A 2,927-nucleotide genomic window follows, 5' to 3' on the forward strand; every position below is an offset into this window, starting at 1 on the left:
ATTTTATGATTTTACCGGCTATTCTTGGAGTTAGACCGTTCGAGATCGCGGGAGCGGCGCAGGAAATATCTTCAGGGCCGATGGTCGAATACGGCGGTAAATTCCTGGCCTTTTCCCATATTCATCACGGGCTTCAAGAGTTCATCGGTCTCTCGCTTTTTGTGAATATATTTCTCGGTGGCGGCAACCTTTTCGGGTTATTTAGTTTCTATGCAAACAGCTTTCTGGGTAGTTTATTCGCTGTGTTAGTATTCTTGGCTAAGATATTGGCAGTATTCATGGCGGGTGTATTTATAAACGCCGTTTTCCCACGATTTAGGATAGAACAAGCGATCAAATATCTCTGGACCTGGCCAACGCTATTTGCGTTTTCAGGAGTCATAGCATTTTTAATTATTAAATAAAAAACAGGAAATCAAATGGATAGAAATCAATTAGCGAAATGGATTAAATCTCCCACGAAGATGGGACATAAATTCTCCCTTCATGTAGTGTATTTCTGTACTGGATGCGGGATTATCGAAATCCCGCCAACGATCACGGCCAGATGGGATGCCGAAAGGTTCGGAGTAATTCCGGTTGCCTCGCCCCGACAGGCCAATCTGTTTTTAATCACCGGATATGTATCCACGAAGACACTTAAAGCGATCATTAGAACATACGAGCAAATGCCGGAGCCCAAATACACGGTCGGATTTGGCTCCTGTCCGATCAACGGCGGTATGTATTGGGATTCCTATAATACAATCAAACAACTGGACAAGTATATCCCTATCGATGGCTGGATTGCCGGTTGTATGCCGAGGCCGGAGGCTATTTTCGTGGCGGTTACTCATCTATGGACTTTGATAGATAAAGACATGGCGGACGGTTACAAACGATATCGCGAGAAATATCAATATTATCGAGCAAATCAGGAGAAGATTTTCGGCGAACTCGAATGGCCACCCCTATACCCTCAAGGATTATAGAATGGAAAAACTTAAACAAGAAATGGAAACCGCGTTTGATGGTCTGGATATAGCGATTACATATCCGGATAATATGGGAATAAACGTAGATAGAAACGTGGTCGTTTCTATCTTGACTTACCTAAAAGGCCGGGGATATTGTCATCTTGCGTTAATTTCATGTGTCGATTGGATCGAAGTCAATGAGTTTGAATTGGTTTACATTCTCTCGGCATACATGTCAACCGACGATGAATACACCGAAAAAGAGAAACAGAATATTATTGTTAAAACGAGAATACCGCGAGATAAACCAAATTACATGACGATAATAGAGTTGTTTGAGAACGCCGAGCCTTACGAGCGCGAAATTCACGAGCTTTTCGGGATACATTTCGTGGGGCACCCAAGATTAACGCCCTTATTCTTAGAGTTAAAATATGAAAAACCTCCATTTCGGAAGGATTTCGATACCGAGAAATTCGTTAATGATTTTTTCGGTAACATCCCTTCTGTAGATTAAAAAGGTAAAAGATGAGAGAACTCGAATTATATTTCGGCCCGCAACATTTAGGTATGGTCGGGAATTTTAGCATAACCCTTCAGGTTGAAGGGGATCGAATCGTCAAAGCCGATGCTAATCCAGGCTATCTTCATCGAGGGTTCGAGAAGCTAATGGAACAGAGAACCTGGATACAGAATTTCCCGCTTGTCTGTCGAATAAACGTTGTTGAACCGGATCACATTGAATTGATTTACGCGATGGGAGTGGAAAAACTTGCGGGCATCGAGGTTCCACCTCGTGGTAAATTTATAAGGAGTATCTTTTGCGAGATGGCTCGAGTAGGCTCACATCTCTTTGGTTTGTGGGCTTATGCGAATATGCTCGGATTCGATACTGTTGCACAGTGGGCGATGTATCATCGGGATTTAATATTAGATAGATTCGAGGAGCTTACCGGAGCGAGGGTATATCACATTTATCTGCGTCCTGGTGGGGTTCGCCGCGATTTCCCGGATGGTTTCGAGGAAAGATTGATTAATACCCTACATTCTATAGGCGGAAAGGTTCCCGATTACAATGCTACCTTTTTCGAGAATAGCGTTTTTGAGCAAAGAGCAAAAGGGGTGGGCGTTTTAAACCGCGAGGACGGAATTAAATACGGTGCTGTCGGTCACGCGATGCGGGCCACGGGCATGAAATACGACATAAGAAAGATCGCCCCTTATGCCGCTTACGATCAGGTCGAATGGGAGGTTCCCACAAGAGAGGGCGGTGACGCCTATTCCCGGCTTTTAGCCATTCGTGATGAAATGATCGAGAGCGTTCATATGATATTTAAGCTCATCGATAAGATGCCCTCCGAGGGCGAGGTGTTTACTAAAACACCCAATCCATTTAAATGGAGGATCCCTGAAGGCGACGCTTATGTTCGATGTGAATCTGCGAGAGGCGAACTCGGATTGTATATGGTTAGCGACGGCGGATTGAAACCATACAGAGTCCATTTTAGAACGCCATCATATACGCATGGTCTTACCGCGCTGGAGAAAGTATTAGTTGGAGAAAGTATCGCCGATGTCGGCAATATAATGATCAGTCTATATGTCGTAGCCCCGGAAATCGATAGATAACTCAGGTATAGAAATAGGAAATAAAAATGGCTAAAAGTAATTCGCTAAATCCGTTCAAGGCTATTAAGTATTTATTCAAGAAGCCTAAAACCCTGAAATATCCTTTTGAATTGAAGGAACCGGCCGCGAGATACAGGGGTTTCCATGTTAACGATTGGGATAAATGCACCGGCTGCGGGAATTGCGCCGATATTTGTATGAATAAAGCGATTACAATGGTTGAGATTCCGGAGCTGGAATCGAAACCGGACGAGGGAATCAAGAACCAACGCCCACAACTCGATTACGGCAGATGCTGTTTCTGCGGTCTTTGTGTGGATATTTGCCCTCCGGGTTCCTTAT

5 protein-coding genes are annotated in these 2,927 nt (G+C 44.0%); all 5 read left to right on the forward strand.

What is annotated here, in order from left to right:
• The coding region (locus tag KAH81_10270) for an NADH-quinone oxidoreductase subunit H (protein ID MCK5834037.1) at positions 1–404 on the forward strand (404 nt) is incomplete at its 5' end.
• Between the two features lie 15 nt (positions 405–419).
• The gene (nuoB, locus tag KAH81_10275) at positions 420–971 is read left to right on the forward strand and encodes an NADH-quinone oxidoreductase subunit NuoB (GenBank protein MCK5834038.1); all 552 of its coding nucleotides are present in this window, start codon (positions 420–422) and stop codon (positions 969–971) included.
• A 1-nt stretch (position 972) separates the two neighbouring features.
• Complete coding sequence (locus tag KAH81_10280) at positions 973–1,473, forward strand: NADH-quinone oxidoreductase subunit C (GenBank protein MCK5834039.1); 501 nt, start codon at positions 973–975, stop codon at positions 1,471–1,473.
• Positions 1,474–1,484: 11 nt separating this feature from the next.
• Positions 1,485–2,585, forward strand: a complete 1,101-nt coding sequence (locus KAH81_10285) for an NADH-quinone oxidoreductase subunit D (GenBank protein ID MCK5834040.1) — start codon at positions 1,485–1,487, stop codon at positions 2,583–2,585.
• 26 nt (positions 2,586–2,611) lie between these two features.
• Positions 2,612–2,927, forward strand: a 316-nt coding sequence (locus KAH81_10290; GenBank protein MCK5834041.1) for a 4Fe-4S binding protein, incomplete at its 3' end; no start/stop codon positions are given.

This window comes from bacterium, assembly GCA_023145965.1.
GTDB lineage: Bacteria > UBP14 > UBA6098 > UBA6098 > UBA6098 > UBA6098.